The sequence below is a fragment of the Kribbella sp. NPDC003557 genome (assembly GCF_040610805.1).
Lineage (GTDB): Bacteria > Actinomycetota > Actinomycetes > Propionibacteriales > Kribbellaceae > Kribbella.
Map to the genome: position 1 here is coordinate 301,360 of NZ_JBEXMY010000008.1, position 23,651 is coordinate 325,010.

Annotated in this window: 21 protein-coding genes; 13 read left to right on the plus strand and 8 right to left on the minus strand. The window is 69.9% G+C overall.

Annotated features, from left to right (window positions below):
• The first annotated feature begins 8 nt into the window (after positions 1-8).
• Positions 9-1,061 (plus strand): DUF2332 domain-containing protein, encoded by a 1,053-nt coding sequence (locus ABZW60_RS32980; RefSeq protein ID WP_355483538.1) that lies wholly within the window; start codon positions 9-11, stop codon positions 1,059-1,061.
• Here the strand turns inward: ABZW60_RS32980 and ABZW60_RS32985 are convergent.
• Positions 1,054-1,929: an arginase family protein gene (locus ABZW60_RS32985; protein ID WP_355483540.1), complete on the minus strand. Its 876-nt coding sequence runs from the start codon at positions 1,927-1,929 to the stop codon at positions 1,054-1,056. The genes ABZW60_RS32980 and ABZW60_RS32985 overlap by 8 nt on opposite strands.
• Before the next feature lie 140 nt (positions 1,930-2,069).
• Between ABZW60_RS32985 and ffh the strand changes: the two genes are divergently transcribed.
• The 8 genes from ffh (at position 2,070) to ABZW60_RS33025 (ending at position 12,297) form a co-directional block, all read left to right on the plus strand.
• On the plus strand, positions 2,070-3,626 hold the full coding sequence (ffh, locus tag ABZW60_RS32990) for a signal recognition particle protein (protein WP_355483542.1): 1,557 nt from the start codon (positions 2,070-2,072) through the stop codon (positions 3,624-3,626).
• Between the two features lie 191 nt (positions 3,627-3,817).
• On the plus strand, positions 3,818-5,170 hold the full coding sequence (locus ABZW60_RS32995; RefSeq protein ID WP_355483544.1) for a lytic murein transglycosylase: 1,353 nt from the start codon (positions 3,818-3,820) through the stop codon (positions 5,168-5,170).
• A gap of 263 nt (positions 5,171-5,433) precedes the next feature.
• The gene (locus ABZW60_RS33000) at positions 5,434-6,615 is read left to right on the plus strand and encodes a lytic transglycosylase domain-containing protein (RefSeq protein ID WP_355483546.1); all 1,182 of its coding nucleotides are present in this window, start codon (positions 5,434-5,436) and stop codon (positions 6,613-6,615) included.
• Between the two features lie 24 nt (positions 6,616-6,639).
• On the plus strand, positions 6,640-7,725 hold the full coding sequence (locus tag ABZW60_RS33005) for an amidohydrolase family protein (RefSeq protein ID WP_355483548.1): 1,086 nt from the start codon (positions 6,640-6,642) through the stop codon (positions 7,723-7,725).
• 109 nt (positions 7,726-7,834) lie between these two features.
• Complete coding sequence (locus ABZW60_RS33010; protein ID WP_355483551.1) at positions 7,835-9,169, plus strand: N-acetylmuramoyl-L-alanine amidase; 1,335 nt, start codon at positions 7,835-7,837, stop codon at positions 9,167-9,169.
• 61 nt (positions 9,170-9,230) lie between these two features.
• Positions 9,231-10,463 (plus strand): histidine kinase, encoded by a 1,233-nt coding sequence (locus tag ABZW60_RS33015; protein ID WP_355483553.1) that lies wholly within the window; start codon positions 9,231-9,233, stop codon positions 10,461-10,463.
• Entirely contained in the window at positions 10,454-11,092 is a 639-nt protein-coding gene (locus tag ABZW60_RS33020) for a response regulator transcription factor (RefSeq protein WP_355483554.1), read from the plus strand. The genes ABZW60_RS33015 and ABZW60_RS33020 overlap by 10 nt, the downstream gene beginning before the upstream one ends.
• A gap of 86 nt (positions 11,093-11,178) precedes the next feature.
• Positions 11,179-12,297, plus strand: a complete 1,119-nt coding sequence (locus ABZW60_RS33025) for a S1 family peptidase (RefSeq protein ID WP_355483555.1) — start codon at positions 11,179-11,181, stop codon at positions 12,295-12,297.
• Positions 12,298-12,339: 42 nt separating this feature from the next.
• Here ABZW60_RS33025 and ABZW60_RS33030 read toward each other — a convergent pair whose 3' ends face one another.
• The 3 genes from ABZW60_RS33030 to ABZW60_RS33040 are packed head-to-tail and all read right to left on the minus strand — an operon-like array spanning position 12,340 to position 14,747.
• Positions 12,340-13,122: a peptidoglycan DD-metalloendopeptidase family protein gene (locus ABZW60_RS33030; RefSeq protein ID WP_355483557.1), complete on the minus strand. Its 783-nt coding sequence runs from the start codon at positions 13,120-13,122 to the stop codon at positions 12,340-12,342.
• 59 nt (positions 13,123-13,181) lie between these two features.
• Complete coding sequence (locus ABZW60_RS33035) at positions 13,182-14,531, minus strand: SPFH domain-containing protein (RefSeq protein ID WP_355483559.1); 1,350 nt, start codon at positions 14,529-14,531, stop codon at positions 13,182-13,184.
• Positions 14,532-14,552: 21 nt separating this feature from the next.
• The gene (locus tag ABZW60_RS33040; protein ID WP_355483560.1) at positions 14,553-14,747 is read right to left on the minus strand and encodes a hypothetical protein; all 195 of its coding nucleotides are present in this window, start codon (positions 14,745-14,747) and stop codon (positions 14,553-14,555) included.
• Positions 14,748-14,866: 119 nt separating this feature from the next.
• Between ABZW60_RS33040 and ABZW60_RS33045 the strand changes: the two genes are divergently transcribed.
• Together ABZW60_RS33045 and ABZW60_RS33050 are read left to right on the plus strand one after the other, a co-directional pair.
• A complete protein-coding gene (locus ABZW60_RS33045) occupies positions 14,867-15,250 on the plus strand; it encodes a hypothetical protein (protein ID WP_355483561.1) in 384 nt (127 codons plus the stop codon).
• A 1-nt stretch (position 15,251) separates the two neighbouring features.
• On the plus strand, positions 15,252-17,357 hold the full coding sequence (locus ABZW60_RS33050; RefSeq protein ID WP_355483562.1) for a caspase family protein: 2,106 nt from the start codon (positions 15,252-15,254) through the stop codon (positions 17,355-17,357).
• On the opposite strand, the gene ABZW60_RS33055 is transcribed toward ABZW60_RS33050, so the two are convergent.
• The 4 genes from ABZW60_RS33055 to ABZW60_RS33070 are packed head-to-tail and all read right to left on the minus strand — an operon-like array spanning position 17,323 to position 21,329.
• Positions 17,323-18,150 (minus strand): carbohydrate ABC transporter permease, encoded by an 828-nt coding sequence (locus ABZW60_RS33055; RefSeq protein ID WP_355483564.1) that lies wholly within the window; start codon positions 18,148-18,150, stop codon positions 17,323-17,325. The two genes, ABZW60_RS33050 and ABZW60_RS33055, sit on opposite strands and share 35 nt — an antisense overlap.
• Positions 18,147-19,076: a sugar ABC transporter permease gene (locus ABZW60_RS33060; protein ID WP_355483565.1), complete on the minus strand. Its 930-nt coding sequence runs from the start codon at positions 19,074-19,076 to the stop codon at positions 18,147-18,149. Before ABZW60_RS33060 ends, ABZW60_RS33055 begins: the two co-directional genes overlap by 4 nt.
• A complete protein-coding gene (locus ABZW60_RS33065) occupies positions 19,073-20,362 on the minus strand; it encodes an extracellular solute-binding protein (RefSeq protein ID WP_355483566.1) in 1,290 nt (429 codons plus the stop codon). The genes ABZW60_RS33060 and ABZW60_RS33065 overlap by 4 nt, the downstream gene beginning before the upstream one ends.
• A 4-nt stretch (positions 20,363-20,366) precedes the next feature.
• Complete coding sequence (locus ABZW60_RS33070; RefSeq protein ID WP_355483568.1) at positions 20,367-21,329, minus strand: PfkB family carbohydrate kinase; 963 nt, start codon at positions 21,327-21,329, stop codon at positions 20,367-20,369.
• Between the two features lie 126 nt (positions 21,330-21,455).
• On the opposite strand from ABZW60_RS33070, the gene ABZW60_RS33075 reads away from it, so the two are divergent.
• A complete protein-coding gene (locus ABZW60_RS33075) occupies positions 21,456-22,208 on the plus strand; it encodes a DeoR/GlpR family DNA-binding transcription regulator (protein WP_355483570.1) in 753 nt (250 codons plus the stop codon).
• On the plus strand, positions 22,205-23,590 hold the full coding sequence (locus ABZW60_RS33080; RefSeq protein ID WP_355483572.1) for a 6-phospho-beta-glucosidase: 1,386 nt from the start codon (positions 22,205-22,207) through the stop codon (positions 23,588-23,590). Before ABZW60_RS33075 ends, ABZW60_RS33080 begins: the two co-directional genes overlap by 4 nt.
• Positions 23,591-23,651 lie beyond the last annotated feature (61 nt).

The following is a 23,651-nucleotide window of genomic DNA, read 5'->3' on the forward strand; positions in this document are numbered from 1 at the left end:
CTCCCTCTGTGGATGTTGTTGAGGCTCTGCAGCGACAAGCGACCGCCTGCGAGGACCTGGGGTCCCCGATGTACGCCGAGTTGCTCCGGCTGCTCGTGGACGACTACGAGGTCGGTGGGGTGTCGGTCGAGGTACTGGCCGAGTACGAGGGCCGTTCGTTCGGTGAGGCGATCGGTCTGCGACTGCTGGCGGCTGTGCACAGCATGGCGCTGTCCGGCACCGCACCGGAGCTGGCGTCGTTCTACCCGAGCACCGGCGGGACATGGGACCCGGTGCTCGGCTGGGAGGCGTTCGAACAGCTACTGCAGTCGCGGCTCGGTGAGGTGCGGTCGCTGCTGACACAGCCGCCGCAGACGAACGAGGTGGGCCGCTCGGCCGCGCTGTACGGCGGTCTGCTCCAGCTGGTCGAGGCCGTGCCGCTGCCGGTGCGCCTGTTCGAGATCGGCGCCAGCGGGGGACTGAACCTGCGCGCGGACCGGTACCGGTACGTGGCGGACGGGACGTCGTACGGGCCCGCCGACAGTCCGGTCGTGTTCGAGACGGCTTGGTCCGGGCAGGTGCCGTCGGTGGAGCTGCGGATCGCGGAGCGCGTCGGCTGCGACATCGCACCGGTGAACCCGTTGACGCCGGACGGTGCGCTCACGCTGACGTCGTACGTCTGGCCGGACATGCCCGATCGCCTGGCCCGGCTCCGCGGTGCACTTGAGGTCGCACACGAGGTCCCGGCCGACGTACGCCCGGAGGACGCGGTCTCGTTCCTGAACGGTCTGGAGTTGGCGGAGGGACACGTCACCGTCGTCTGGCACTCGATCATGTGGCAGTACCTCCGCCGCCCGGACCGCTCCGCGATCCAGGCCCGCCTGGCAGACCTCGGCGCCCAGGCCACCGAGTCCGCCCCACTGGCCCACCTCAGCCTCGAGCCCCACGCGGTCATGACCCACGGCCGCGGCACAGACGGCTACGAGTACCGCGTAGACCTACAAACCTGGCCAACCGGCAAAACCCGCTCCCTAGGCACCGCAGCCCCCCACGGCCAGGACCTGATCTGGCGCGCTAGCTGAGTGCTGCCACAAGACTGTCGGTGAGTTCGGCGGCGTAGCGGCCGTCGGGGTCGAGGTCCGGGTCGAAGATGCCGATGTCGAAGCCGACGCACTTGGGCGACGCGAGCAGGGGGCCGAGGAGGGCGCGGAGCTGGTCGTGGTCGATGCCGCCGGGGTCGGGGCTGTCCACGGCCGGCATCACCTCGGCGTCGAGGATGTCCACGTCCAGGTGCACCCAGAACCCGTCCAGGTGGTCGAGGTGGGCCAGCGTCCCGCGGGCCGCCGCCTCCGGCTCCTCGGCGATCGCCGACGCCGGCCACACCGGGATCCCCGCCTCTTCGACGTCACCGACGTACTCGTCGTCCGCCCGGATCCCGAGCAGCACCGCGTCCGTGTCCAGCATGTACGGCCCCAGCCCTTCGAGATCGGTCAGGTCGGCCTGACCCCGGCCGGTGACCAGCGCCAGGGCCTCACCACCGGCAGCACCGACGTACGGCGAGTTGCCGACGGTCCGGAAGTCCGAGTGGCCGTCGATGTAGACGACGCCGTACCGCCCGAGCCGCTTCAGCCCGAGCGCCGGGCCGAGCAGGTTGCTGCACTCACCGCCCAGCAGTACGACGAACTTCCCCTGCTCGACGAACCCGGCCACGCGATCCGCGACCTGCACGGTGTACCGCGCCATCGCCTCGGCGTTGAACACGCCGTCGCCCGGAGTCCACCCGGCCGTGTCGTACCGCGGCGGGGTCACGCAGCCGCCGTCCTCCGCCCCGATCCGCCCCAGGAAGCCCCGGTCCCGCACCGCGCCCGCCAGCTTGTAGCACCCCGGAACCACGCCGGGAGCCGGTGCTCGCAACCCCAGGTTGGACGGCCCGTCCAGCACAACCCGCATCAGCATCCCCTAACCGGATCTGGTACTTCGACTGGTTAGATGCTGGCGGTCGCGCGATTGGTTGTCAACGGAGTTAGGCGCACGGTGCGGGGCCGGTAGACTCGGGGAGTTCATCGCTTCGACGAAACGGACTGTTTCTCGTGTTCGACACGCTCTCCGATCGGCTCTCCACCGCGTTCAAGAACCTGCGGGGCAAGGGCAAGCTGACCGACGCCGACATCGACGCGACCGCCCGGGAGATCCGGATCGCGTTGCTGGAGGCCGATGTCGCGCTGCCCGTCGTACGGGAGTTCATCGCGGCGGTCAAGGAGCGCGCCTCCGGGGCCGAGGTGCGCGGCGGCCTGAACCCGGCGCAGCAGGTCATCAAGATCGTCAACGAGGAGCTGGTCAACATCCTCGGCGGCGAGACCCGCGAGCTGCGGATGGCCAAGCGGCCGCCGACGGTGATCATGCTCGCCGGCCTGCAGGGCGCCGGTAAGACCACCCTGGCCGGAAAGCTCGCCAAGTGGCTGCGGGAGACCAAGCACCAGACCCCGATGCTGGTCGCCGCCGACCTCCAGCGGCCGAACGCGGTGACCCAGCTGCAGGTCGTCGGCGAGCGCGCCGGCGTCCCGGTGTTCGCGCCCGAGCCCGGCAACGGCGTCGGCGACCCGGTCGAGGTCGCCCGCAAGGCGATGGACGAGGCCCGCACCAAGCAGCACAGCGTGGTGATCGTCGACACCGCCGGCCGGCTGGGTGTCGACGAGGAGCTGATGAAGCAGGCCGCGGACATCCGCGACGCGGTCAGCCCGGACGAGATCCTGTTCGTCGTCGACGCGATGATCGGCCAGGACGCGGTGACCACCGCGCAGGCCTTCCTGGACGGCGTCGGCTTCGACGGCGTCGTGCTGTCCAAGCTCGACGGTGACGCCCGCGGTGGTGCCGCGCTGTCGATCGCGCAGGTCACCGGCCGCCAGGTGATGTTCGCCAGCAACGGCGAGAAGCTCGGGGACTTCGACGTCTTCCACCCGGACCGGATGGCCAGCCGGATCCTGGGCATGGGCGACGTGATGAGCCTGATCGAGAAGGCCGAGCAGACCTTCGACGCCGAGGAGGCCGCGAAGACCGCGGCCAAGCTGCAGAAGAAGGGCGGCAAGGACTTCACGCTGGACGACTTCCTCGCCCAGATGCAGTCGGTCCGGAAGATGGGCCCGCTGACCAAGATCTTCGGCATGCTGCCCGGTGCGAACCAGTTCAAGGACCAGCTGGAGAACTTCGACGAGCGCGAGATCGACCGGATCGAGGCGGTCATCCACTCGATGACCCCCGCCGAGCGGGCCGACCCGAACATCATCAACGGCTCCCGCCGGGCCCGGATCGCGAAGGGTTCCGGGACCGAGGTGGCCACCGTCAGCGGCCTGGTCGAGCGGTTCTTCGAGGCCCGCAAGATGATGGCCGCGATGGCGTCCGGCAAGGGCATGCCGGGAATGCCCGGGATGCCGGGCATGCCGGGGATGGGCGGCGGCGCCCGGAAGGCCAAGCAGCAGCAGAAGAAGGGCAAGAAGCGCGGCTCCGGCAACCCCGCCAAGCGGGCGAACCAGGGCAGCCAGCAGCCGCAGGCCCCGGAGCCGGGTCAGCTGCCGGCCGCGTTCGGCGGGCAGAACGGCGGCGACTTCGAGCTGCCGGACGACTTCAAGAAGATGCTCGGCGGTAACTGACCTTCCGGCCCTTCCCGAAAGTGCACATCTGTCGTCCGTTCACCCGACGCGGTGGACGGATGACTGCTTCTACGGTGGTTCTGCGTAGGGGGTGGCTCACCGGCACGGGTTGTCGACGACCTCCAGGCGACTAAGATCGTGCCTACGCCCGGAAGACACACCACCTGCGGAATGCGTCGAGGACGGTTCGGATGAGGCAGCAGTTCAAGAACCTGGACACCTGGCGGGGAAAGCTGACCGCCACCTGGGTCTGCCTGGCTCCGCCCACCGCCATGGTCGCCGTGTTCGTGGTCGGCGGAGTCACCTCGAACACGTTCGTCGTCGACGCGCACGCGCTGTCGGCCCCGCGCCAGGACGCGGTGTTCGACGACCTGGCCGACGACGTGCCGGACCAGCCGGGCGTCGACGGCAGCCTGCCGACCCAGGAGAAGTCGACCGTCCAGGTCCCGGTCACCGGGACGACGGACGGCACCGTGCAGCCGATCCCCGGCGCGTTCGGCGACGCCTCGGGCATCCCGGGCACCGTGCTCGCGGCGTACCAGAAGGCCGCGCGGGACCTGGCGATGTCGATGCCGGGCTGCCACATCACCTGGCCGCTGCTGGCCGGTATCGGCAAGATCGAGTCGGGGCACGCCAGCGGCGGCAAGGTCGACGCGAACGGCAACACCCGCGGCAAGATCCTCGGCCCGGTCCTCGACGGCGGCCCCGGGATGGCGGCGATCGCCGACACCGACCAGGGGCTGTACGACGGAAACGCGTCGTGGGACCGCGCTGTCGGGCCGATGCAGTTCATCCCGGGCACCTGGAGGACATTCGGTGCCGACGGCAACGGTGACGGGATCAAGGACCCGCACAACGTGTTCGACGCGGCGCGCGCGGCGGGTGACTACCTCTGCTCCGGCGGGGCGAACCTCGCCGATCCGCAGGGCCTGGTCCAGGCGGTGCTGCGCTACAACCACTCGATGGACTACGTGTCGAACGTGCTGCGGTGGATGCAGTCGTACAGCAAGGACACCGTGAGCGTCCCGGACAAGCCGGGCGTCATCGACACCCCGGACGACGACGGCAACGCCGACGACCGCGAGTCGACCCCGACGTCGACCCCGCCGACCACCGCGCCGCCGACGACGGTTCCGACCACGGTCCCGACCTCGGTGCCGACGACCACGCCGGCGACCTCCAGCCCGACCGCCGCACCGAGCTCGACGCCGACGTCCCCGCGCCCGCCGCACAGCCCGGCAACGTCCACGCCGCCCACCACATCGAAGCCGACCCGGCCGCCGCTGAGCCCACCGCCGAGCAGCCCGACCACGACGCCGACGAGCCCGACGACGACCACGCCCACGGAGTCGCCGACCACCACGCCGACGACGCCGACGACCTCGCCGTCGGGTGACCCGACCAGCGACCCGACCTGCACCCCGGGGACGACCACCGCGCCGTCCAGCAGCCCGACCGTGACGCCCACGCCCGAGCCGTGCGCCACGACCGCCCCGAACGGCGAGTCGTCCGCGAGCCCGAGCGACGCACCCGCGGCCGGCTGAGCCGCACGACCGGCTGAGCCTCGCCGAGACCGGCCCGATCGATCGCCGGCCGGCTACGGCCGGTAGGGTGAGGTAGCGACGTTCGTTACCTCGGTGCCGGTTTTCCGAGGGGTTTCTGGGCGGCGTAACTTTGCGTCGTCTTGATGTAACTTTCTGGCGCGTGGTTCGTTGAAGGGGCTATGCGCCTAACCCGTAGTGGTAACCGTCGGGTCAAAATCATCATCGCTTCATTGTGTACGGCCCCGCTCCTGGTCGGGGCCATCGTGACCGTCGCCTCGGGGGGAGCCGGTGCCTCCGGACCGCTCGAGGCAGGCAGCCCGGTCGCCCCGTCACCCGGGGCCGGGCTGAACAGCGGTGAGTTCGACGAACTGACGATGATCGTGCCGCAGCGTCCCGGGGTGGACGGCCGGCTCGGATCCGACAAACCTGCCCGCGACGACGTCCCCGTGCAGGGGGCGACCGACGGCCGCTCGGTCGTGCGTCCCGGGCGTCCGGGTGCCGTGAACGGCATCCCGCGCGGGGTGTTCCCCGCCTACCGCCGCGCCACCGCCAACCTCGCGGTCGTGCGGCCGAACTGTGGGCTGACCTGGCCGTTGCTGGCCGGGATCGGCAAGGTCGAGTCCGACCACGCGAGCGGCGGCCGCGTCGACGTGGCCGGCACCACGCGCGGCCGGATCCTCGGCCCGCTGCTGAACGGCCGGCACGGCAACGGCCGGATCACCGACAGCGACAAGGGCAAGTTCGACGCGGACCAGACCTGGGACCGGGCCGTCGGGCCGATGCAGATCATCCCGCAGGTCTGGGACGAGTTCGGGGCCGACGGCAACGGCGACGGCTACCGCAACCCCAACAACGTGTACGACGCGGTCACCACGGTCGCCGTGGTGCTCTGCGCCGAGGGCGACGACCTGCGCCGGCCGCGCGACCTGGTCTCCGCCCTGCTGCGGTACCAGCACTCCAAGGACTTCGTCGCCACGGTGCTGAAGTGGATGCGCGTCTACAGCAAGAACGCGGTCCTCGTGCCGAACGCGAAGGGCAACATCTCGACCGCGAAGACGAACGGCAACGCCGAGCGCCGGGTCGACCCGCGCCAGGTGCCGGACGTCCCGGACGACACCGGCACGCCGACCCCGACGCCGACACCGACCGCGCTGCCGACGACGGTTCCGCCGGTGGTGCCGTCCACGCCGGACGACCGCACGACGGTGCCGAAGCCGGCCGGAACGCCGACCGACACCCCGACCAGGACGCCGACGAAGACGCCGACCAAGACCCCCACCAAGACGCCGACGAAGACCCCGACGCCGACGCCCACCCCGACTCCGACCCCCACGCCGACCCCGACGCCGACGGCGACCCCGACCGACACCCCGTCCGGGACGCCGTGCGCCGGGAACGAGACCACCACCCCGACCTGTACGCCGGGCGGCGGCTCGCACGGATAACTGGCACCGGATACGGTCAGCCGTATGACGGTACTCAGGCTCGTCGGCACGGTGTTGCCGGCTGGTGAGCAGCAGGAGATCCACCTCAGCGGTGGGCTGGTCGTCGACCGGCCCGCCGCTGCTGATGTGACGACCGTGCACACCGGCGGCTGGATCGTGCCCGGCCTGGTCGACGCGCACTGTCATATCGGCCTCGACCAGCACGGCGGTGTCGACCGGGAGACCCAGGAGCAGCAGGCGATCGCCGACCGCGAGGCCGGTGCGCTGCTGGTGCGGGACGCCGGCTCACCGGTCGATACGCGCTGGATCGACGACCGTGCGGACCTGCCGAAGATCATCCGGGCCGGCCGGCACATCGCCCGCTCGAAGCGCTACATCCGCAACTACGGCTGGGAGATCGAGCCGGACGAGCTGGTCGCGTATGTCGAGCAGGAGGCGCGCAGCGGGGACGGCTGGGTCAAGCTGGTCGGCGACTGGATCGACCGCGACGCCGGTGACCTGACCCCGTGCTGGCCGGCCGAGGCGCTGAACGCCGCGATCGCCCGCGCCCACGAGCTCGGCGCCCGCGTGACCGCGCACGTGTTCGGCGAGCACGCCCTCCCGGATCTGCTGGCCGCGGGTATCGACTGTCTCGAGCACGGCACCGGCATCGAGCCCGGCCTGCTCGGCGGGATGGCCGAGCGCCAGGTGGCCGTCGTACCGACGATGATCCAGCTGGAGAACTTCCCGCAGTACGCCGAGCAGGCCCAGGCCAAGTTCCCGGCGTACTCGACCCACATGCGTGACCTGTACGAGCGCCGCCTGCACCGGCTGCGGGACGCGTTCGAGGCCGGCGTCCCCGTGTATGCGGGGACCGACGCGGGCGGTGTCCTCGGGCACGGCCTGGTGGCGCAGGAGATCCAGGCGCTCACCGAGATCGGGATGTCGGGGGAGCAGGCGCTCGCTGCGGGGTCCTGGGCAGCCCGCGCCTGGCTCGGTGCGCCCAGCGAGCTGCGGCCGGGCGACCCCGCGGACCTGGTCGTGTACGACGAGGACCCGCGGGCGCATCCGGCCGTGCTGACGCATCCGCGGCTGATCGCACTCCGTGGGAACGTGATCTTCTCGCGGTGACGGGAAGAAATTCACTCAAACACTGGATGGAACGGAAGATCTTCCCTTAGCGTGGGCTGCGGGACCGCCGACGCCCCTCGGCGGACCAGAGATGGAAGGAACCGCCCCGATGGGACAGTCACGACTTCTCCCGGCCGCCCTGATACCCACCGTCCTCGCCGTCGGCGCACTCGGCTTGACGGCTCTTCCGAGCGACGCGGCCCAACCGCCGTCCGAGACCCGGCTGGCGGCCGCGTTCCAGGCCGCTTCCGCGAAGTACGACGTACCGCGGGAGGTGCTGGTCGGTGTCGGCTTCGCCGAGACGCACCTCGACGGCCACGACGGCACGCCGAGCCAGGCGAACGGCTACGGCGTGATGCACCTGGCCGCGAACAACGTGAACAAGACGATGTCCGAGGCGAGCACGCTGACCGGCCTGCCGGTCGCGAAGCTCTCCAAGGACGACACCTCGAACGTCCTCGGCGCCGCCGCCGTCCTCGACTCCTACGCCGATCAGGCCAAGCTGACCGACCGCGGCAACGTTGCCAAGTGGTACGGCGTGATCGCGAAGTACTCGCATTCCGCCGACGCGTCGACCGCGCGGCTCTACACCGACGAGGTCTACCGGATCATTGCCCGCGGCGTCCGTACGGCGGGTGTCTCGACCGACCCGAAGGCGGTCACCCCGGATCGCGGCGCGTACGCGAAGGCCGCCCCGCTCGGGACGGCCGCCGTCGACTACCCGAACGCGATCTGGAACCCGGCCAGCACCAGCAACTACCGCGTCGGCCGGACCGCGGCGATCACGACGATCGTCATCCACGTGACCCAGGGCTCGTACGCCGGCACGATCAGCTGGTTCAAGAACCCGTCGGCACAGGTCAGCGCGCACTACGTGGTCCGCTCCAGCGACGGCGAGGTCACCCAGATGGTGGCCGAGAAGGACACCGCCTGGCACGTCCGGACCGAGAACCCGTACACGATCGGCATCGAGCACGAGGGGTACGTCGACCAGCCGTCCTGGTTCACCGACGCGATGTACCGGTCGTCGGCCGCCCTGACCCGCAACATCGCCGACCGGCGGGGCATCCCGAAGGACCGGGCCCACATCAAGGGCCACAGCGAGATGCCGAACAACGACCACACCGACCCGGGCCCGAACTGGAACTGGGACTACTACATGCAGCTGGTGAACGGCGGCGACCCGAACCCGCCGGAGTACAACTTCACCACCTGGGGCAGCGGCGTGAACGTCCGCTCGGCGCCGAAGCTGTCCGCGTCGGTGGTCACCACGCTGCCCGGCCCGACCCGGGTCTTCGTCGAGTGCCAGGTCCAGGGCGACACCGTGACGGCCAACGGCTACACCAACAACTGGTGGGCCAAGCTGCGTGACCAGCACGGATACATGACCAACATCTATATCGACGACCCGAACCAGAAACTGCCCGGCGTACCGGACTGCTAGAAGGCGAAAGGTAGAGCCTGCTGTACCGACCGCGGCGCCCGGTGTGCCGCAGGATGGGTGCATGCTCACGAAGATCCTCTCCCGGGGTGGTCCGGCCGCCGGCTATCTGGTGATCCGCTACCTGAAGTCGGTCACGTTGCTGGCCGCGACGCCGATCAGCCTGCTGCTCGGCTGGATCATCCCGGGCGTCACCGCCGGCCTGGTGAAGCTCGCCAACAGCGAGCGGTACCGGGCGGCGAAGTACCTGGGCGTCCCGCAGGCCGAGGAGCTGCCACCGGCCCTGCCTCGGCAGCCCGGGGACGTCACGACGCTGTTCCGCGACACGTCGTTCAAGCGCAGCCTGCGGTGCCTGCTGATGCCGGTCGTGATGATCCCCGAGCTGCTCGTAGCGGTCATCGCGGTCGTCGGTGCGCCGGCGGCGATCCTCGGCATGCTGTTGTGGTGGCTCGACCCCGGCAACTTCAGCTTGATGGGTGTCGGCGTCGACAACTGGTTCGAGGCGCTCACCCTCGGCCCGCTGCAGGTCGGAGCCAGCCTGTGGTTCCTTGGGCGGGTCGCGCCCGCTCTGGCTCGCGGTCACGCCAAGGCGGCGCTCCGGCTGCTCGCGCCGAGCCCGGACCAGCTGGAGACAGCCAGGCTGGCACAGCGCGTCGAGGAGCTCACCAAGAGCAGGGCAGGCGCCGTCGACTCGCACGGTGCTGAGCTGCGGCGGATCGAGCGCGACCTGCACGACGGGACGCAGGCTCAGCTGGTGTCGCTGGCGATGCGGATCGGTATCGCCAAGCAGACCATGGCCGAGGACCCCGAGAAGGCCGCCAAGCTGCTGGACGACGCCCGCGACGGCGCGGAGCAGGCGATGACGGAGCTGCGCGGCGTACTGCGGACCATGTACCCACCGATCCTGGCGGACCGCGGCCTGGCCGGAGCGGTGTCCGCACTGGCCGCCCGGTGTCCGCTGCCGGTTGAGCTCCGCATCGGCGCCTTGGGCGAGGTCCCGGCGGCAGTGGAGGCCGCTGCGTACTTCGTCGTCGCGGAGTCCCTCACCAACATCACGAAGCACAGTGCGGCGGGGCACGTCGACATACAGCTCGAGCGGCGTGGGCCTGAGCTCTACCTGGCGGTCACCGACGACGGGATCGGCGGAGCGCGGATCAGTGCGCAGTCCGACCTGCTGGGCCGGGGGAGCGGCCTGCATGGCATGCTCCATCGCGTGCAGGCGATCGACGGTCACATGGAGCTGCAGAGCCCGATCGGCGGGCCGACCACCGTCGAGGTGATCCTTCCGTGCGGGTGATCATCCTCGAGGACAACCCGATCCTCGCCGAGGGCCTCAGCCTGCTGCTCGACAACTCCGGCTTCCAGGTCGTCGCGGTCGCCACCGACGCGGACCAGTTCGCCAAGGCGGTCGACGAGCACCCGGTGGACATCGCGGTCGTCGACGTACGGCTGCCGCCGACATTCACCGACGAGGGCCTGCGGGCGGCGATCGAGGCGCGCCGCGTCCGGCCGGGACTCCCGGTGCTGGTGTTCTCGCAGTACGTCGAGGAGGTGTACGCCGCCGAGCTGCTGGCGGCGGGCAGCGAGGGCGTCGGCTACCTGCTGAAGGACCGCGTCTCACGCGTCGACGAGTTCCTGGAAGCGGTACGGCGGGTCGCGGCCGGCGGGACTGTGCTGGACCCGGAGGTGGTCAGCCAGCTCATGGTGAAGCGGAGCAGCCCGCTGGACCGGCTGACGCCCCGCGAGCGTGAAGTACTCGCGCTGATGGCCGAAGGCCTCGGCAACACGGCGATCGGGGAGAAGCTCGTCATCTCCGACGGCGCGGTGCACAAGCATGTCGGCAACGTGTTCCTCAAGCTCGACCTGCCGCCGACCGACTCCGGTCACCGCCGCGTCCTCGCCGTTCTCGCGTACCTCGGTCTGTGAACCCTTGACGCGCCTGACAACGTAGGCCACTCTCGACCTGAGAGCGCTCTCATCCACCGAACCGCCCCTAGGTGAGGAGAGTTCAGATGAAGGTCCTACTGGCCGCCGTGCTCACGGCGGCTGTCCTGACTGTGCCCGCGCAAGCGCTGGCCGCACCCGAGCCGTTGGCCGTCCCGGGCCAATCGGCCGCCATGCAACGCGACTTCGGGCTGACCGAGCAGCAGATGCAGCAACGGCTGGCAGCCGAGACATCGGCGGCGAAGCTGTTGCCCGCGGCCCAGAAAGCGGCCGGCGCCGCGTTCGGCGGAGCCTGGTACGACGCCGCCACGCGGAAGTTGGTCGTCGGAGTGGTCGGCTCCGCGCGTGCCGCCGCGGTCCGGGCCACCGGCGCGCAGGTGGCCGCCGTACCCGTGCCGGCGAAGGTGCTGGACCAGCGGAAGGCGGCTGTCGACAAGCTGGCCGGCAAGGCCGTACCGGCTGCGGTCAGCGGCTGGGCCGCAGACCCGCGGTCCGGCAGCGTCGTGGTCAACGTCCAAGCAGGCAAGCGTTCCGCGGCCGTCGACGCGTTCGTGGCGAAGGTCGCCACAGCCGGTGCGGTCACGGTGAAGGAGGTCGCGGCGCAGGCGCCCCGTACCTTCGCGGCAGGAACGGTCGGCGGCGACCCCTACTACGTCAGCAACATCCGCTGCTCGATCGGCTTCTCGGTGTACGGCGGGTACGTCACGGCCGGCCACTGCGGCCGGAGCGGCATCGTGCGCGGCTGGGACGGCTCTGACCAGGGCTCGTTCCGCGGCTGGTCGTTCCCCGGTAACGACTACGCCTGGGTGGCCACCGGCTATGGCTGGTGGACCGTGCCTGTCGTGCTCGGCTGGGGGCAGGTGAGCGACCAATTGGTCCGCGGCTCGTGGGAGGCGCCGATCGGCTCGTCGGTCTGCCGGAGCGGTTCGACCACGCACTGGCACTGCGGCACGATCCTGGCCAAGAACGAGACGGTGAACTACGGCAACGGCCAGCTGTTCTACGGCGCGACCAAGACCAGCGTCTGCGCCGAGGGCGGCGACTCCGGCGGCTCGTTCATCACCGGTGACCAGGCGCAGGGCGTGACGTCCGGCGGCTGGGGCAACTGCGGCAGCGGCGGCGAGACGTGGTTCCAGCCGGTCAACGAGATCCTGCAGGCGTACGGGCTGACCTTGCACACCGCATGACGGGCTGTGGGATCCCCTTGCGTGCAAGGGGATCCCACAGGTTCAGCAGATCGGTACGCCGGGGAGCTGGGCGTTCGGATCGTCGATGTAGATGTTGCTGATGAACCCGTTCTGGTCACGCAGCTTGGACCACCAGTTGTTGGTGTAGCCCTCGGCGTTCACGGTGTCGCCCTGCTTCTGGCAGAGCACCCACACCGAGGTCGGCCCGCCCAGCGTGGTCACGACCGGCGAGCTCAGGTGCGCGTCGGAGCGGACGTTCACGCCGGAGCCCCAGGTCATGTAGTTCTTGCCCGGACCGGAGCAGCCGTTGTCGCTGGTGAGGAAGTAGGAGCCGTACGAGCCCGGGTAGGCCAGTCCTGACCCGTTGATGACGATGTTCTGGCCGATGCCGTTGAGCAGCTGCTCGTAGTGGATGTGCGGGCCGGTCGAGTTCCCGGTGCTGCCGGTGACCCCGATCTGCTGGCCCTGCGAGACCTGCTGGCCGTTGGCCACCGAGTACGCGGACAGGTGGAAGTAGTAGGTCTTCCAGCCGCCGCCGTGCTCGATGGCGATGTAGTTGCCGGCTCCGCTCGGCTGCGAGAAGCGGTACGCCGTACCACCGGCGGACGCGAGCACCGGCGTACCGTTCGTGGTCCCGCCGTCGGAGCGGATGAAGTCGAGCGCGCGGCGGACCTCACCGGAGTGGTGGCTGTAGGTCCAGCGTTGGCCACACGGGAACGGGGCCTTGAAGTTCGGCGCGGCCTGCGCCTGCGTCGGCGCCGCCACCAGCGTGGCGGCGCCGAGCAGGAGCGCGGCGAGTACTGCGAGGATTCTTCTGGGCGGCATGCTGCTCAGTGTCAGCCGTCAAAGAGCAACCTTCAACGGTTTGCGCCTGTAGTTAATTGTCAGGCGGATTCGTCGGCGACGGGCTCCAGTTTCGGGGTCTCGTCCTTCTTGGTGGCCAGCGAGTCGATCAGCTGCTTGGCCAGCGCGAAGCCCGATCCGCCCATCGTGATCGTCTTCACCAGGGTGTCCTCGATGCCCTGGGCACCGTTCAGGACGACCATGTTTCCGACCTTGTCGAACGAGCTCGCCGCGGCGGTGACGATCTCCGGGTAGGCCTCGGCCAGCTGCTGCGCGACGACGGCCTCGGTGTTGGTGGCCAGCGCCTCGGCGCGTGCCTTGATACCGGCGGCCTCGGCCATCGCCTTGGCCTGCACCGCGGACGCCTCGGCCTTACCGGTGAGCTCGGTGGCCTTCGCCTGCGCCTCACCGCGGAGCTGGACCTCACGGGCGTTCGCCTCGGCGGCCGCGATCTGCGCGTCCCGGTTGGCCTGGGCCAGCGTGCGCTGGCGGTACGCCTCGGCGTCGGCCGGCTTCAGGACCGACGACTCCAGCTGCTTCTCGGCCAGCGACGCGTTCAGCTTCGCGGTCTCGGTCTCGGCGACCACGACCTCCTGGCGGGCCAGGGCCTCGGCCAGCGGGCCGGCCTGCGACGCCTTCGAGTTCGCCTGGTCGACCTCGGCCTGGTAGCCGGCCTGCGCGATCGAGCTCTCCCGGACGGCCGCGGCCTTCTGGGCGGCGGCGGCCTGCTCGCGCTCGGTCGCCTCCCGGTCCCGCTCGGCCTGCGCGATCCGGGCCGCGGCCTCGACCGCGGCGGCCTGCGGACGGCCGAGGTTCTTGATGTAGCCGGACTCGTCGTCGATCTCCTGGATCTGGAGCGAGTCCACCACCAGGCCGAGCTTCTCCATGTCCCCGGCCAGCGAGCCGCGGATGTTGGTGGTCAGCGTCTCCCGGTCGTGCAGCATCTCCTCGACCGTGGTGGAGCCGACGATCGCCCGCAGGTGACCCGCGAACAGCTCGTGGATGGTGCCCATCACCTGCTCGTCGCTCTGCTCCAGGAACCGCCGGGCGGCGTTGGCGATCGAGCCGTAGTCGTCACCGACCTTGTAGGCCGTGACGCCCTTGATGTGCAGCGGGATGCCCTGGCTGGACACGCACGTCACGGTCAGCGGCGTCGCGCGGATGTCCAGCGGCAACCGCCGTACCGTCTGGAAGCCCGGTAGCACCGCGGTGCCGCGGCCGACCACGATCTTGAATCCGAGGGTCTCGTTGACCTGGTCGGTGCTCGAATGCGCGCCGAGGCCGGAGATGATCAGTGCCTCGTTCGGCTCCGCCACCCGCCAGACCATCCGGAACAGGATCAGCAGCACGACCACCGCGATCGCCGCGATGATCAGGTACGTCCAGAGCATTTCCCCTCCAAGGGAACGAAGTTAGACAGCGCGCGCGACGTAGACGGTGCGGGGCGGGTCGAAGTCGACCACGATCACCTGCGTTCCCACCTCGAGCACCTCGTCGGTCGCCGGGTAAGCGTAGAAGGCCTCGGTGGCACCCCGGACCGGCAGCATCACCTCGCCGACGATCCCGGGTGCGATCCGGCCGATCACCCGCCCCCGCTTGCCAATCATTTGCCCCTCCGACGTCGCCGCGCACGATCCAGTTCCCGAAGCCTACGTTGTCGATGGCTTGTGGCCGGACCCGCAACGGCCGCATTGTTGGAGCAACGGCCTGGGGGTGGGGAGGGGCCATGGCTGGGGAGGTCCGGGTCGAGGTGGTCGACGAGAGTGTCGACACCGAACGGCTCGAGGTGCTGGCGCTGCTGCTGCGCCAGGAACTGCTGATGCTCGACGTCCGGTCGGTCGAGCCGTACGGCGAGGGCGAGGCGCCGCCGGGCTCGAAGGGCGGGCTGGCCGCGGTGGCCGGCGTCCTGAGCGTCTCGCTGGCCCCCGGCCTGCAGGCGATCGGCGGGGTGGTCGCGGTGATCCGCGAGTGGCTGCGCAGATCCAGCGGCGGGCGGTCCGTGAAGGTCACGATCGACGGCGACGTGATCGAGCTCACCGGGGCCTCCGACGAGATGCAGCAACAGTTGATCGACACCTTCGTCCGACGGCACGCCGGAGCGGACGTGTGACATGTCCGGCGCGCGTATCGCCCTCGTGGTGGCCAACGATCATTACGACGATCCGGGACTTCGCAGCCTGGTAGCGCCGGCGCAGGACGCGGCCGCACTGGCCGAGACCCTGGCGGACCCGTCGGTGGGCGGGTTCGAGGTCCGGGTCCTGCGCAACGAGTCCGCGCAGGAGATCCGGGTCGCGGTCGAGGACTTCTTCGCCGACCGGCAGCCGGAAGACCTGTTGCTGCTGCACTTCTCCTGCCACGGCCTGAAGAACGCCGCCGGCGAACTGTTCCTGGCGGTCGCGGACACCAGGCCTGCCCGGCTCGCGTCGACCGCGGTCGCCGCGGACTTCGTCAACCGGCAGATGTCGGACAGCCGCGCACAGCGGATCGCCCTCTTCCTGGACTGCTGCTACGGCGGCGCGTTCCCGCGCGGCATGGTCGTGCGCGCGGCCGGCGAGGCGCAGGTACGGGACGCGTTCGCGGGCCAGGCCGACGTCGGCGGCGGTCGCGGGCGGGTCGTGGTGACGGCGTCGAGCGCGATGGAGTACGCGTTCGAGGGCGGGCAGTTGGCGACGGACGCGACGCCGACCCCGTCGGTGTTCACCGGCGCCGTGGTCGACGGGCTGACGACGGGGGAGGCGGACCGGGACGGCGACGGCTGGGTCGGCCTCACCGAACTGGTCGGGTTCGTGACCGACCGGGTCCATCGGGTGACGCCGAACCAGAACCCGCAGATGTGGACGTTCGGCGCGCAGGGCGAACTGCTGATCGCCCGCAGCCGCATCCGCCGGATCACCCCGACCCCGCTGGCGCCGGAACTGGTCGAGGCGCTCGAGAGCCCGTTGCCGGCGGCAAGGTTCGGCGTGGTCGACTACCTGCGTGAGCGCCTCGGCGGCACCGATCTGGGTCAGGCGTACGCCGCCTGGCAGGCGCTGCAGCCGATGGTGAACGACGACAGCCGCCGGGTCGCGCTGGCCGCCGCGGAGGCGCTCGAGCAGGCCGTTCCACGGGTGACTCCCGACGCGATCGACCTCGGCCCGGACGGTGCCGAAGTACGGCTCGAAGGTCCGCCGATCGTGCAGACCGCGGTCGCGACGCCGAGCGTGGCCTGGCTCAAGGTCCAGCAGGACGGCGACATCATCAAGGTCCGTGCCGACGGGTCCGGCGACGGTGAGGCGGCGGTGGTCGTGAGCGGACCCACCGGCGAGCGGACGATCCCGGTCCGCCTGACCTTGCCGGACACCGAATCCGAACCGCCACCGCGACCACCGGAGCCGGAGCCCGAACCGTCGCCCGAGCCCGCGCCGGTCCCCGAGCCGCCGCGGCGCACGCCGCCGTCGTCCGGCCAGGTCCCGTGGTGGATCGTCGCCGTCCTGGTGATCGGCGCCGGGCTGCTCATCTACCTGAACTGGCCGGGGCAGTCGGAGTCGCGCAAGCTCTGGTACGACGCGGACGACACCGGCTGGTACGTGTACCGGAGCTCGGGCGACCCGATCATCCTCTCGTCGTTCGGCATCCTGCTCGCGAGCCTGGCCGCCCGGTCCGCGCGGCCCGTCGTCCTCGGCATCATCGCGGGATGTCTCGCCTCGATCCTGGAGGACGGCGTGCTGATCCTCGTCGGCGGCATCGCGTCCAAGGAGAGCGTGAAGCTTTTCGGCAGCTGGACCACCGAGACCACCGCATGGCTACTGACCGGCGCGGTCGCCGTGGTGCTGGCCGCGGTACTGCTGTTCCACTACCGGCCCGAACGGTTGCCGCTCCGGCCCGTCCCCAGGCTCGCGGCGGCCCTGGTCATCGTGGGTGGCGCGGTCCTGATGCTGAGCGCGCTGCTGCAGGATTCCAGTGGCGTGTCCTTCTTCCACGTCACGATGCTGGCCGCGCTGGAGCCGGTCGTCGCGGTCGCACTGGCCTGGTTCGCCGTGGCGTCGGAGTGGGGCTCCGTCGCCGGCATCTGGCTCAGCGCGACCGCGACGACGTACGCACTGATCAGCATCGTCGCCGTGATCCCCGCGGTGACCCAGGCGGACACACCGTCCGTCTTCGTCGCCGCGCTGCTCGGCAACGCACTCGTCATCGCCGGCGTGCTCAGCCGCGGACTGCGCCTTCCGTCGCGCCCTTGATGAACTGGCGGGCGAAGATCGCGAACACGATCACCAGCGGGACCATCGCCATCAACGCGCCGGTCATCACCATGCTGTAGTCCACGCCGTGCGAGCGGTTCAGCGTCGACAAGGCGACCTGCAGCGTCACGTGGTCCGGGTTGGTCAGCACGATCAACGGCCACATGTAGTCGTTCCAGGAGCCGACGAACGTGAAGATGCCGAGGAACGCCAGCGCCGGCCGCGCGGACGGCAGCGCGACGTGCCAGTACGTGCCGAAGAAGCCGCAGCCGTCCAGCGTCGCGGCCTCGACCAGCTCGTTGTGGATCGAGTTCTGGAAGTACTGCCGCATCCAGAAGATGCCGAACGCGTTCGCCGCGCCGGGGATGATCAGCGCCTTCAGCGAGCCCACCCAGCCGAGCAGCGCCATCGTCTGGAACTGCGGTACGGCGGCCAGCTGCGCCGGCAGCAGCATCGTCGCCAGCAGGATCACGAACAACGCGTTCCGCCCCGGGAACCGGAACTTGGCGAACGTGAACGCCGCGAGCGAGTCGAAGAACAGCACCAGCAGCGTGGTGGAGACCGCCACGACCACGGTGTTCGCCATCGACTGGAAGAAGGCGACGTTCTCCAGCACCTGCCGGACGTTCTCCCCGAAATGTCCGCCGAAGGTCAGCTTGGGCGGGAACCGGTAGATGTCGGCGGTCGTGTTCGACGCCATCAGGATCGTCCACACGAACGGGAACATGAACACCAGCAGCGCCAGCACGAGCGCCGCGTGCAGCGCGAGCCCGCGCAGCCGGTACCGGGTCATCGGTCCTCACCCCGTCCGCGGAAGATCCGCCAGTTGATGGCCGTGAACAACAGCACGAGCGCGAAGATGCTGAGCGCGATCGCGGCGGCGTACCCGTAGTCGTTGTCCAGGAACGCGGCCCGGTAGAAGAACAGAACCACGGTCATGCCGCTCTGCCCGGTGCCGCCGCTGTTGCCGACCATCACCTGCGGCTCGGTGAACGTCTGCAGTCCGCCGATCGTCGACATCACCACGGTGAACAGGACGACGGGACGCAGCTGCGGCAACGTGATCGCGAAGAACGTCCGGACCGCGCCCGCCCCGTCCACCTTGGCGGCCTCGTACTGGTCCTTCGGGATCGCCTGCAGCCCGGCCAGGTAGATCAGCGTGTTGTACCCGACCCACTGCCACACGATCATCGTGGAGATCGCGATCTTGATCCCCCACGGCTGCCCGAGCCAGTCCTGCTGCGGGATGCCGAGCGACCGCAGGGCCGCGTTCACCAGACCGAAGTTCGTGCTGAAGATCGAGCTGAAGAAGATCGCCATCGCGACCAGTGACGTGACGTTCGGGATGAAGTACGCGATCCGGTACACGTTCGTGAACCGGACCGCGGACTGCAGCATCACCGCGAGCAGCAGGGCGAGCACCAGCGTCGGCACCGTCGACATCAGGAACAGCACGACGGTGTTCTCCAGCGACTGCCAGAACGTCGGGTCCTTGACCAGGAACGCGAAGTTGTCCAGCCCGGTGAACCGGCGGGCGCTCAGGCCGTCCCAGCGCTGGAACGCCAGCACGATCGTGGACAGCATCGGGTACAGCCCGAACACCGCGAACAGCACGTAGAACGGTGACAGCGCGAGGTAGAACCGCCAGTACGACCAGATCCGCCGCCTCGGCGCGGCCGTCGTCACCCTGGCGGCCGGCACGGTCGCGGTAGCGGTCACTGCACTCCCTGTCGTTTGGCGATCGCCTTCGCCTTCGAGACCGCGGCCGACCACGCCGCGTCCGAGGTCTTGGCGCCGGTCTGCACCGTCTTCAGCTCGTCGTGGAACGGCGCGGCCACCGAGTCGTCGTACGGGCTCTGGTACGCGACCGGGATCGCCTTCGCGGCCGGGCCGAACACGTCGATCGGGACCTGGCCGCCGAAGAACTTGTCGGCCGCCTTGAGCTGCGGCTTGTCGTACGCCGCCGGCGTCGACGGGAAGATCTGGGCGTCGGCGAACGCCTTCGCCTCGTTGTCGGGGCTGAGCATGTACTTGATCACGTCGAACGCCTTCTGCGGATCGGCCGCGTTCTTGGTGATCGCGAGGAACGAGCCGCCGAAGTTCGCCGGGCCGCTCGGCGTCGCCGCCAGCCGCCACTTGCCGGCGCTCGACTTCACCGCGGACTTGATGTCCAGCGCCACCCAGGCCGCGCCGATGTGCGCGGGCACGGTGCCCTGGTCGAGACCCGCGTTCCAGTCCGGGCTGCCGCTCGGCGTCTTGCCGTCGATCTTCAGCGTCATCGCCTTGACCGAGGTGTCCCAGGCCTTCCGGATGTGGTCCTGGTCGCCGATGAACTTGTTGTCCTTGGAGATGTACCGCTCGGTGCCCTGGCCGACGACCATGTCGTAGAGGTCGGTCGCGTCCCAGACCAGTAACGCCTTCGGGTTCTTCGCCTTCAGCTGGACCCCGGCGTCGAAGAAGTCGTCCCAGGTCTTCAGCTGCGCGGCCACCTGGGCCGGGTCGCCCGGCAGGCCGGCCGCGGCGAAGATGTCCTCGCGGTAGTACAGCGCGGTCGGGCCGACGTCGATCGGCAGGCCGATCACCTTGCCGTCGAGGGTGGTCGCCTGGTTGACCTTCCATTCCAGGTAGTCGCCGAGGACCGAGTCCGCGCCGACGGTCTTCAGGTCGACGAAGCGGTCGGCCTGCGGCAGCAGCGACGCGATGTCCTCGCCCTTGATGCCGGTGATGTCCGGGATCCCGGTCCCGCCGTTGAAGGTGGTGACCAGCTTCTGCTTGAAGTCGCCGCCGATCTCGGAGTACTTGATCTTCGGGTCCGGGAAGTGCGCGACCGTGTCGTCCAGCACCGACTTGCCGAGACCGCCCGGCCAGCACCACATCGTCAGCTCGGTGGTGGTGTTCTTCTTGGCCGTCGTGCCGGTGGTGTTCATCCCGGACGAACAGCCGACGAGGCTGCCGCCGAGCACGGCCGTGAAGCCCCCGAGCAGCGTCCGACGTGAGAGCTCCATACTTCTACCTTCCTGAGTGTGCGCTGATCAGCGCGTGGAGGTTCTGGTCTTCCGGGTGCGCGGCCTGCCAGTCCGCGAGGTCGGCCCAGCGCGGTGCGGCGTCCGCGCCGCCGAGCCGGGTGACGGAGAGCGCGGCGGTCAGGGCGGCGAACCGCACCCGCTGCGCCAGTGGCAGTCCCCAGAGCGTGGCGGCGATGAAACCGGCGGCGAACACATCACCCGCCCCGGTGGTGTCCGCCGCCGGGACCGGATACGCGGGCACGGCGACGTGCTCGCCGATGCTCGCGTCGAGAGCGATGGCGCCCGCGGCGCCGTTGGACACGACCACCAGCGGCACCCGCTCCGCCAGTCGGCGCACGGCCTGCTCCGGCGAGTCGGTCCGCGTGTAGGCCATGGCCTCGTCGGCATTGGGCAGGAACACGTCGCAGTGCTGGAGCTGGTCGAGGACGGCCGGGTCCCACTGCTCGGTCGGGTCCCAGCCGACATCGGCGAACACCACGCTGCCGGCCGCCTTCGCCTTCGCCAGCCAATCGTTCGGCCAGGGTCCGATGTGCGCGGCGACGGCTCGGGCAGCCGGCGGCGTGGTGATCAGCTCGTCGGCCGACAGCAGGGGTGACGTGCCCCTCGTGACCAGTGCCCGGTCGTTGTCGTAGGCAAGGGCCACGGTGAGCGGCGTCTGCCAGCCGGCGAGTCTGCGGGAGAGTGACAGATCGATGCCCTCGGCGCTCAGGTAGCCCCAGACCTGGTCGCCGGTGGCGTCCGCACCGAACGCCGCGGCCATACCGGTGCGCAGTCCGAGCCGGGCCAGCGCCACCGCGAAGTTCGCGATGCCGCCCGGGCTCTCGTGCGACTCGGTGGCCCAGACCTCGGTGCCGGGACGCGGCGGAGTGGGCAGGCCGAGCACCAGGTCCTCAAATACCAGACCGGACACGACCACATCCAAAACCGGAACGTCCAGTTCGTGCATGGGAGGCCACACTCCTGCAGGGTCGATCAAACTCGTTCATGAATCTTGAAACTCTTGCTCAGGATCCGCAATACCTGATCACAACTTTGACTAAAAATGATTGAGTTTGCGTGATACGGTCTCTCCGTGTTGCCGAAGCAGCGACAGGATCAGATCGTTCGTGCGCTCCGGGCCGACGGGGCCGGGGGCGTCAAGGTGCTGGCCGGGAAGCTCGGCGTCAGCGAGGCCACCATCCGGCGCGACCTCGAGCAGCTGCACGCCGAGGGTCGCCTGACCCGGGTGTACGGCGGTGCGCTGGCGGTCGACGGCGGCGACGAGCCGTTCGCCGACGTCAACGCCGTGCACGCCGAGGAGAAGGACCGGATCGCGCGCCGCGCCGCCGAGCTGGTCACCGACGGCGAGTCGGTGCTGCTCGACATCGGCACGACGGCGCTCCGGGTCGCGCAGCACCTGCACGGCCGTTCGCTGACCGTGGTGACCAGCAACCTCGCCGTACTGGAGGAGTTGCAGAACGACGAGCAGATCGAGCTGATCGTGCTGGGTGGATTCGTGCGGCGCAGCTACCGGTCGCTGGTCGGCTACCTGACCGAGGAGAGCCTGCGGCAGATCCATGTCGACTGGCTGTTCCTGGGCACCAGCGGCGTCCGACCGGACGGCCGGGTGATGGACAGCACGATGATCGAGGTGCCGGTCAAGCGCGCGATGATCAACGCCGCCGACCGCGTGGTCCTGCTCGCCGACCGCACCAAGTTCCCGGGTCACGGGGTGGCCCGCGTCTGCGAGCCGGGGGATCTCACCATGGTGGTCACCGAACCCGGCGCCGACGAAACGACCCGTGCCCAACTGACCGAAGCAGGAGTAGAGGTGGTCCTCGCGTGAAGCTGACGATCCTGGGTGGGGGCGGCTTCCGGGTTCCGCTCGTCTACCACGCCCTCCTGGGCGACCGCGGCCCCGGCCGCATCACGTCGGTCGTCCTGTACGACACCGACCAGTCCCGCCTGTCGGCCATCACCGCAGTCCTCCACCAACAGGCAACAGCCGCGACCGACGCCGGCTCGGCCGCCTCGGGTGGCGACTCGGCTCCCGTTGACCCGCCCGTCGTGTCGGCGACCACCGACCTCGACGAAGCCCTGCGTGGTGCCGACTTCATCTTCTCCGCGATTCGTGTCGGCGGACTCGAAGGCCGCACCGTCGACGAGCGGGTAGCGCTGGACCTCGGCGTGCTCGGCCAGGAAACGGTCGGCGCCGGCGGCATCGCCTACGGCCTGCGCACGCTCCCTGTCGCGGTGCAGATCGCCCAACGGATCGCGGCGGTCGCCCCGGACGCCTGGACCATCAACTTCACCAACCCGGCCGGCATGGTGACCGAAGCCATGATCCCGTTCCTGGGTGACCGCGTGATCGGCATCTGCGACTCCCCGTCCGGCCTGGGCCGCCGGGCCGCCCTGGCGTTGGGCGTCGACCCGGCGACAGCTTTCTACGACTACGCGGGCCTCAACCACCTCGGCTGGCTCCGCGGCCTACGGTCCGGCGGAGTCGACCGGCTGCCCGAGCTACTGGGCTCGGCCGATGCTTTGGCGTCCTTCGAGGAGGGCCGCCTCTTCGGGGCGGACTGGCTGCGGTCGCTGGGGTCGATCCCGAACGAGTACCTGCACTACTACTACTTCGCGCGCGAGACTCTGGCCGCCGTCCAGGGGGTCCGGCAGACGCGCGGCACCTTCCTCCTGGAGCAGCAGTCCGCGTTCTACGCCGAGACCGGCAAGCACCCCGATCAGGCGCTGGAGCTGTGGCAGAAGACAAGGGCCGAGCGCGAGTCGACGTACATGGTGGAGAGCCGTGAGGTCGCGGACGCGGGGGAGCGCGACGAACGCGACATGGCCGCCGGCGGGTACGAGCAGGTCGCGCTGTCGCTGATGCGGGCGATCGCGCACAACGAGCGGGCGTCGCTGATCCTGAACGTTCGCAACCGCGGCGTACTGCACCACCTCGACGACGACGCCGTGGTCGAGATCCCGTGCACCGTCGACGCCAACGGCGCCCTGCCGGTGGCGGTGACCCAGCTCACAGACCACCAGGCGGGCCTGATCAGCGCGGTGAAGGCCGTCGAGCGCTCCACCATCGAAGCGGCCACCGCGGCGTCCCGCTCGGCCGCGCTGAAAGCGTTCGCCTACCACCCGCTCGTCGACTCGGTCACGGTGGCCGGGAACCTGCTCGACACCTACGTCGAACAGCTCCCGAACCTCGCGTACCTGCGCCCGTGACGCCGATTGGTCCGAGCGGTGTGGAATCTGGCACAATGGCCTGCTGAGTCCGTCCTGGTTC

What these genes read in the sequence shown, in the direction of transcription:
- ABZW60_RS32985 (WP_355483540.1), bottom strand. Translation starts at nt 1,929, where the DNA reads ATGCGGGTTGTGCTGGACGGGCCGTCCAACCTGGGGTTGCGAGCACCG.
- ABZW60_RS32995 (WP_355483544.1), top strand. Translation starts at nt 3,818, where the DNA reads ATGAGGCAGCAGTTCAAGAACCTGGACACCTGGCGGGGAAAGCTGACC.
- ABZW60_RS33005 (WP_355483548.1), top strand. Translation starts at nt 6,640, where the DNA reads ATGACGGTACTCAGGCTCGTCGGCACGGTGTTGCCGGCTGGTGAGCAG.
- ABZW60_RS33010 (WP_355483551.1), top strand. Translation starts at nt 7,835, where the DNA reads ATGGGACAGTCACGACTTCTCCCGGCCGCCCTGATACCCACCGTCCTC.
- ABZW60_RS33015 (WP_355483553.1), top strand. Translation starts at nt 9,231, where the DNA reads ATGCTCACGAAGATCCTCTCCCGGGGTGGTCCGGCCGCCGGCTATCTG.
- ABZW60_RS33025 (WP_355483555.1), top strand. Translation starts at nt 11,179, where the DNA reads ATGAAGGTCCTACTGGCCGCCGTGCTCACGGCGGCTGTCCTGACTGTG.
- ABZW60_RS33030 (WP_355483557.1), bottom strand. Translation starts at nt 13,122, where the DNA reads ATGCCGCCCAGAAGAATCCTCGCAGTACTCGCCGCGCTCCTGCTCGGC.
- ABZW60_RS33035 (WP_355483559.1), bottom strand. Translation starts at nt 14,531, where the DNA reads ATGCTCTGGACGTACCTGATCATCGCGGCGATCGCGGTGGTCGTGCTG.
- ABZW60_RS33040 (WP_355483560.1), bottom strand. Translation starts at nt 14,747, where the DNA reads ATGATTGGCAAGCGGGGGCGGGTGATCGGCCGGATCGCACCCGGGATC.
- ABZW60_RS33045 (WP_355483561.1), top strand. Translation starts at nt 14,867, where the DNA reads ATGGCTGGGGAGGTCCGGGTCGAGGTGGTCGACGAGAGTGTCGACACC.
- ABZW60_RS33050 (WP_355483562.1), top strand. Translation starts at nt 15,252, where the DNA reads ATGTCCGGCGCGCGTATCGCCCTCGTGGTGGCCAACGATCATTACGAC.
- ABZW60_RS33055 (WP_355483564.1), bottom strand. Translation starts at nt 18,150, where the DNA reads ATGACCCGGTACCGGCTGCGCGGGCTCGCGCTGCACGCGGCGCTCGTG.
- ABZW60_RS33065 (WP_355483566.1), bottom strand. Translation starts at nt 20,362, where the DNA reads ATGGAGCTCTCACGTCGGACGCTGCTCGGGGGCTTCACGGCCGTGCTC.
- ABZW60_RS33070 (WP_355483568.1), bottom strand. Translation starts at nt 21,329, where the DNA reads ATGCACGAACTGGACGTTCCGGTTTTGGATGTGGTCGTGTCCGGTCTG.